This window comes from Rhizobacter sp. P3_B12 (assembly GCF_056402895.1).
This window is the reverse complement of sequence record NZ_JBFUGN010000982.1, coordinates 1-2,258: the sequence shown is the minus strand read 5'-3', so window position 1 is coordinate 2,258 and position 2,258 is coordinate 1. Positions and strand designations below refer to the sequence as shown.

Below are 2,258 nucleotides of genomic sequence, written 5' to 3'. Positions count from 1 at the left end.
GTGGTGCTGGAGCGGCCGAGCGGCGTCTCGGTGAAGGCGGCCACGCGCGAGACGGTGCGCATGGCGCTGGCGTACCTCACGGCCCGGCTCTGACCCTGCGTGGAACCGGATCGCCGGCGAGGTGACTCAGTCGGCATCTGGGGCGCCCAAGGAGACCGTGGATGAGACCGTTGTGTGGACAACTCGAGCGTGTCCTTGGCAGCTTCACTGCAACTCCGACCGACGAAGAATGGCATCCGCCGCCGTTCAGGCTGACCATCGTGCGGCAGGTCGGCGATGCCCGTGCGTGCCTGGCCCACAACATGCCCTCTCCCGAGACGGTGATCAAGGGCAGCGCGGTGGCGGCGGTCACCCTGATCACGCTGGCCGCCCTGCTGCTTCACAAGTCGCCCGATGACGGGGCCGATGGCGATCGCTACGACGGTGCGATGCCCGCTGCAGAATCGCGCGCCCAAGGCGGCGTCGTGATGGCGCTGATCGTGGCCGCGGTCTGCGTCGCGGCCTGCCTGTACGCCACCGGTCTGCATTGCCTGTCGGACTCCCCGCCCGCTGACCCACCCGGCGAAGGCGCTTGACCGGCAGCCCGCCTCAGCGCGCCGGCGCGGCCCGCCCGTACAGCAGCAGCATCGCGACGATCACGCTGCCGTAGATCAGGTGGCGCCCCCATTCCTCGATCTGCATCACGGAGAGAATGGATTGCAGCAGCGTGATCAGGATCACGCCGGCCACCGTACCGAGGTAGTGGCCGCGCCCGCCGAGGATCGAGGTGCCGCCGAGCACCACCGCGGCGATCGCCGGCAGCAGGTAGGGATCGCCCATGGCCTGCGCCGCCTTGCTCGCATAGCCGGCCAGCAGCACGCCGCCGAAGGCCGACAGCCCGCCGGCCACCGCGAAGGCGGCCATCACGACCGCCCGCGTGCGTGCGCCCGACAGGTAGGCGGCGCGCTCGCGGTTGCCGATCGCGTAGACGCAACGGCCGAAGGTGGTGCGCGTCAGCACGAACACCGCCGCCGCGCCGACCGCCGCCCACACCAGCAGCGCGTTCGGAATGCCGATGAGGCTGTGGCCGGTCGCGATGAAGCGCATCGCCGGCGACGACGCATCCTGCGGCGAGTAGCCCCCGGTGTGCACCACCATCAGCCCCTGCGCCACCGCATTCACGGCCAGCGTGACGATCATCGACGGGATGCGCAGGAACGCGACGCCGAAGCCGTTCAGCAGCCCGAGCGCCACGCCGCAGGCGATGCCGAACGGGATCGCGAACGCGCTGCCCCACGGCCCCCAGCCGGTCGCTGCGGTGGCCATCATCGCGCCGACCGCCACCACCCAGGGCACCGACAGGTCGATCTGCCCGAGCAGGATCACCAGCATCGCGCCGGTCGCGATCACGCCGAGGAACGAGGCCACCTTCAGCTGCTGCAGCAGGTACTCGGGCGACAGGAAGCTGCTGCTGTAGAGGCTGCCGAGCAGCAGCAGTGCGACGATGCAGCCGAAGGCCGAGGTGATGGGGCCTGCGATCGGGCCCCGGAAGTGCCGGGCCAGGTTCCTATCCATACAGATCGAGCCGGTTGCGCAGCTTCAAGAGCCGCAGCGCCCCCACGCAGATGGCGGCGAACAGCACCACGCCCTGGAACAGCGGCTGCCACAGCGGCTCGAGGTTGAACACGAACATCAGGTCGCCGATGGTGCGGAACATCAGCGCGCCGAACACCGCGCCGACCGCGCTGCCCGATCCACCGAACAGCGACACCCCGCCCAGCACCACCGCGGCGATCGAGTACAGCGTGTAGGTGCTGCCGTTGGCCGACGAGGCTTCGCCCGACCAGGTGATGCAGGTGACGAACAGCCCGGCGACCGACGCGAGCAGCCCCGACAGCACGTAGGCGACGAACTTGGCCCGCCGCACCGGCACGCCCGACATGTAGGCCGCCTGCTCCGACGAGCCGACCGCCGCGGCCGCGCGCCCGATCACCGAGCGGCGGTACGGCAGCCACACCGCCAGCACCAGTGCGAGCAGCAGCGCGAGCGCCGCCGGGATGCCGCCCGGCAGCTGCCCGGTCAGCGCATCGGCCAACCCGGCGTTCACGTCGCCGCCCGGCACGCGACGCAGCGCGAGCGCGAGGCCGAAGAAGGCCGAACCGGTCGCGATCGTCGCGACGATCGGCTGCAGCCGCCCGACGATCACGATCAATCCGTTCAACGCACCGCAGGCGCAGCCCGCCAGCAGCACGCCGGCGACGCCGAGCGCCGTCTGCCCC

The 2,258-nt window shown here is 71.0% G+C and carries 3 protein-coding genes; 1 reads left to right on the top strand and 2 read right to left on the bottom strand.

Going from position 1 to position 2,258, the window contains the following annotated elements; all coding sequences use genetic code 11:
- The first annotated feature begins 260 nt into the window (after nucleotides 1–260).
- On the top strand, nucleotides 261–575 hold the full coding sequence (locus AC1D01_RS31000; RefSeq protein ID WP_477873290.1) for a hypothetical protein: 315 nt from the start codon (nucleotides 261–263) through the stop codon (nucleotides 573–575).
- 13 nt (nucleotides 576–588) lie between these two features.
- Here the strand turns inward: AC1D01_RS31000 and AC1D01_RS30995 are convergent, their stop codons facing one another.
- The gene (locus tag AC1D01_RS30995) at nucleotides 589–1,554 is read right to left on the bottom strand and encodes an ABC transporter permease (RefSeq protein WP_477873288.1); all 966 of its coding nucleotides are present in this window, start codon (nucleotides 1,552–1,554) and stop codon (nucleotides 589–591) included.
- A partial coding sequence (locus AC1D01_RS30990; protein ID WP_477873286.1) for an ABC transporter permease occupies nucleotides 1,547–2,258 on the bottom strand: 712 nt, incomplete at its 5' end. The genes AC1D01_RS30995 and AC1D01_RS30990, both read right to left, overlap by 8 nt.